General features: G+C 27.7%; 5 protein-coding genes and 1 pseudogene. All 6 read right to left on the reverse strand.

Annotated features, from left to right (window positions below):
* A partial coding sequence (gene rsmB, locus Q5F54_RS11240; protein WP_302334445.1) for a 16S rRNA (cytosine(967)-C(5))-methyltransferase RsmB occupies positions 1-985 on the reverse strand: 985 nt, incomplete at its 3' end.
* Positions 986-1,044: 59 nt separating this feature from the next.
* Entirely contained in the window at positions 1,045-1,755 is a 711-nt protein-coding gene (locus Q5F54_RS11245) for a zinc metallopeptidase (protein ID WP_288247215.1), read from the reverse strand.
* A gap of 22 nt (positions 1,756-1,777) precedes the next feature.
* Positions 1,778-2,515, reverse strand: coding sequence for a DUF116 domain-containing protein (locus Q5F54_RS11250; RefSeq protein ID WP_288525773.1), 738 nt, complete (start codon positions 2,513-2,515; stop codon positions 1,778-1,780).
* A gap of 8 nt (positions 2,516-2,523) precedes the next feature.
* Positions 2,524-3,453, reverse strand: a complete 930-nt coding sequence (gene fmt / locus Q5F54_RS11255; protein WP_288525775.1) for a methionyl-tRNA formyltransferase — start codon at positions 3,451-3,453, stop codon at positions 2,524-2,526.
* Between the two features lie 14 nt (positions 3,454-3,467).
* On the reverse strand, positions 3,468-3,908 hold the full coding sequence (gene def / locus Q5F54_RS11260; RefSeq protein WP_277230993.1) for a peptide deformylase: 441 nt from the start codon (positions 3,906-3,908) through the stop codon (positions 3,468-3,470).
* Between the two features lie 12 nt (positions 3,909-3,920).
* Positions 3,921-4,231, reverse strand: a pseudogene (locus Q5F54_RS11265) (primosomal protein N'); the annotation flags it as partial.

Raw genomic sequence — 4,231 nt, forward strand, 5'->3', positions numbered from 1 at the left:
CATCAGCTAAAACATAATCAAATTTATTTATACTATTTTCATCTAAAATAGATGCATCAAAGTTTTCAACTTCTACATTTGTAAGACCTAATCTATTTACTGTATTATTTATAAGTTTTAATTTATGTTCAAATACATCTCTAGAAATAACCTTACCAGTATTGTTCATAAGTGTTGCTATGTGAGTAGTTTTTCCTCCAGGAGCACTACATACATCTAATGCATTTGAATTTTCTTTAGGATTTAATACCTTTGATGCCATCATAGAACTTATATCTTGTATAGTAAATAATCCTTCTTTAAATAATTCATTATTTTCTATATCTTTAAGATTTTCAACCCTTATAGCTTCATCTATGATAGATACTTTATAAGCTTTTAAACCATTTTCTTTTAATTTTTCTATAAGCTCATCTCTGCTAATCTTTAATGTATTCGTTCTTAAATATATACTAGGCTTTTCATTATTAGCTTCTATTAAGTCTTCTGTAAAATCTTTTCCAAAACTATTAATAAAGTTTTTTATCATCCAAGGACTATATGAATATTTAGTAGATAGATACATTATATCGTCATTTTCTATATCTACATTTAATATCTCATCTTTATTTCTTATAATATTTCTAAGTATGGCATTTACAAATCCACTAGATCTTTTATCATACTTCTTAACTAAGTTAACAGTTTCATTTACAGCTGCGTAATCCGAAATACTATTTAAAAACGCAATCTGATAAATCCCCATTCTTAGTAATATTTTAACACAGATTGATAATTTTTGCGTCTTTATCTTTGAAAGTTTATTTATAACATAGTCTAAATAGTATTTATTTTCAACTACTCCATATACAATTTCTGTAGCTAGTCCTCTATCTTGATTTGATATTTTTAAATTTTTAAAATGTTTATTTATTGCTATATTAGAATAGTTGTTATTCTCTTCTATATCGCAAAGAATTTTAAATGCTATCTCTCTTGCCTTCATATGTTGTCTCCTTCTATTTTACACAGAAAAAGTCCTAGAAACTCTAGGACAATCTCCATTTAATCATTATCTCTGTTAGCTATTGCTACTAATCTAAGTAATTGAAGTACTGATGTTAAAGCCGCTGCAACATATGTTAATGCTGCTGCTGTAAGTACTTTTCTACTTTGGCTTAACTCTTTACCTTCTACAATACCTAAATCTCCAAGTTGAACTAATGCTCTATTAGAAGCATTAAACTCAACAGGCAAAGTTATTATTTGAAATAAAACTGATGCTGAAAATAAAAGTATACCTATTTCTAAAAATGGACCTCTCATAATAAATCCTAACGCGATTAAAAGCCATGATATATTTGATGCAAAGTTTACTACCGGAACTAAACTACTTCTTAAATTTAGAGGCACATATCCTTTAGCATGTTGAATCGCATGGCCACATTCATGAGCAGCAACAGCTACTGATGTTACTGATGTTCCATAGTATATATCCTGTGATAGTCTTAATACCTTATTTCTTGGGTCATAATGGTCACTTAAATGACCTCTTACCATTTCAATTCTAACATCATATAATCCATTTGATTCTAATATTCTTCTTGCAACTTGTTCTCCTGTAAATCCTCTTTGAGTATTAACTCTTAAAAATCTACTAGTTGTAGAACTTACTTTAAACTGAGCATAAATAGTAAAAAGTATAGCTGGAACTAAGATTATAAATGTAGGATCCCATCCATAATATCCATAACCTCCGTAACCATAATATGGCATTAAAACCACTCTCCCTTAGTATTTATTTTTTATTAGTTAAGAAATTTATTGCATCTTCAACTTCGTGTATATCTATAAAAGTATCTACACACGGACCATTTGGCCTTTTATTAAATATACCTAACACTGGTATATGCTTCATATCTTGAATACCAGATGTTAAATCTCTTTCACAAGCTACAGCTATAACAGCTTTAGGTTTATTTTCTATAATTACTTTTCTAGCTAATGTTCCACCTGTAGCTATGAATATGTTTATTCCTGTTTTTTCTTTTAGTTTTACTAAATCACTTACATTGCATAACCCACATTTTGCACAATTTTCTATTTTATTAGTTACTTTTAATTTACAACTATTTTTTTGTACACAATGAGGTATAAGTATCATTATATCTTTAGAATTAAAATTATATTTGTTGCTATATATATAGCTATTATTTAACTTTACATATATTTTTCTCATTTCATTTTTAGGTATACCTATAGATGAAGCTATAAAAATAACTGGATTAAATAATAAGTTTGCAATTTTTAAGTTAATTTTCATTAAACTAGAATTAACTTTTTTATCTTTAATTATATTATAAGTAACTATTGTTGAAAAAATTATAATTATTATTATAGATAATACTAAAATATTAATTAATAATCCAAATATATTAACTAAACTAGATATAAATATATTTATAATAGCAGTACCTAAAATAAGTATTGCTATTAATATCCCTATCGTAGTTAGGTATTTTTTGATATCTATCATATTCATACCTAACCTAATATTGTATTAGTGTTTATATTATTTCCTTTTATATATTCAGATACAAGCACTCTTTTCTTTCCTGGCATTTGAATTTCTTTAACTAAAACTACATTATCCTTAGTACTTATTCTTATACCATCTTTATCAACCTTAAGTATTGTTCCTGGCTCTTTATCACTAGTTTCATTTAAAACTTCAGTTTTCCATACCTTCATAGTCGATCCTTCATAAGTTGTATAAGCACTTGGCCATGGATTTACACCTCTTACAAGATTATGTATTTCTCTTGCTGATTTTGACCAGTTTATTTCTCCTAAGGCTTTATTCATCATTGGAGCATATGTAAACTCTTCATGATTTTGAGGTATTCTATGAGCAGTTCCTTTTTCTATTTGTTTTAATGTTTCTATTAAAACATCTGCTCCTCTATCTTTCATTTTGTCATGAAGTTCACCTGCTGTTATTTCATCATCTAAATCAAATTCTTCTGTTAATATCATATCTCCAGTATCTAGACCTTCATCCATATACATAGTAGTAACTCCAGTCTTTTCTTCTCCATTTATTATTACCCAGTTTATTGGAGCTGCTCCTCTATACTTAGGCAATAATGAAACGTGAACATTTATACATCCAAATTTAGGTATATCTAATATTGACTTTGGAAGTATTTGACCAAATGCAACTACTACTATTATATCTGGATTTAGTTCTTTTAAAGTTGCTACAAATTCTTCATCTCTAGCTTTTATTGGTTGATATACAGGTATATCATATTTTAAAGCTAATTCTTTAACAGGTGGCATACCTAATTTTTTACCTCTATTTTGTGGCTTGTCAGGTTGAGTTACAACACCTATTATGTCATATTTTTCATCTATCAGTTTTTGCAAACACCCTGTAGCTATATCAGGCGTTCCCATAAATAGTACTCTCATTTTATCAGCTCCTATTATTTTTCTACTTTATCTACGTATAGTATACCATCTAAATGATCTATCTCGTGGCAGAATGCTCTAGCTAAAAGCTCTTCTCCTTCTATTTCAAATAATTGACCTTTTCTATTATAAGCTCTTACTTTTACAACATTTGGTCTTCTAACTATTCCTGATTCTCCTATAACACTTAAACATCCTTCTTCTCCTATTTGCTCTCCAGATGTTTCTATTATTTCAGGATTTATAAGTTCTAGTAGTCCATCTCCGATATCTATAACTACTATTCTTTTTAATATACCAACTTGAGGTGCAGCAAGTCCTACTCCATCAGCATTATACATTGTATCTGCCATATCATCTAATATTTGTAATATCTTTTCATCGATTACTTCAACTTTTTTTGCTTTCTTTCTTAAAACTGGTTCTCCTATTTGAACTATTTCTCTTAATGCCATTTTTTATTCCTCCTATAATACACTATTTGGGTTAATATCTATTGATATGTTTATTTCTTTGCTAAACACAACATCTCTTTTTGTTATACATATATATTTTATTATACCCTTTAATAAATTAATTTCAATATTATCATCTTTAAATAATATTTGCCATCTATAATTTGAGTTTATTTTTGAAATTGAACATGGGTTTGGCCCTAAAATAAAATCAAAATCGCTTATTCCTCGTTCTTTTAATAAATATACTAGTGTATTATAAAAATTAGTTATATTTTTCTTTACCATATATAGCTTTAGTACCATCATCGTTAATCCCATTT

It is taken from the genome of uncultured Romboutsia sp. (assembly GCF_958366745.1).
GTDB lineage: Bacteria > Bacillota > Clostridia > Peptostreptococcales > Peptostreptococcaceae > Romboutsia > Romboutsia timonensis.

Bases quoted from the DNA above. Each gene is read 5' to 3' on its own strand.
- Q5F54_RS11245 (WP_288247215.1), bottom strand. From the start codon at position 1,755: ATGCCATATTATGGTTACGGAGGTTATGGATATTATGGATGGGATCCT.
- Q5F54_RS11250 (WP_288525773.1), bottom strand. From the start codon at position 2,515: ATGATAGATATCAAAAAATACCTAACTACGATAGGGATATTAATAGCA.
- fmt (WP_288525775.1), bottom strand. From the start codon at position 3,453: ATGAGAGTACTATTTATGGGAACGCCTGATATAGCTACAGGGTGTTTG.
- def (WP_277230993.1), bottom strand. From the start codon at position 3,908: ATGGCATTAAGAGAAATAGTTCAAATAGGAGAACCAGTTTTAAGAAAG.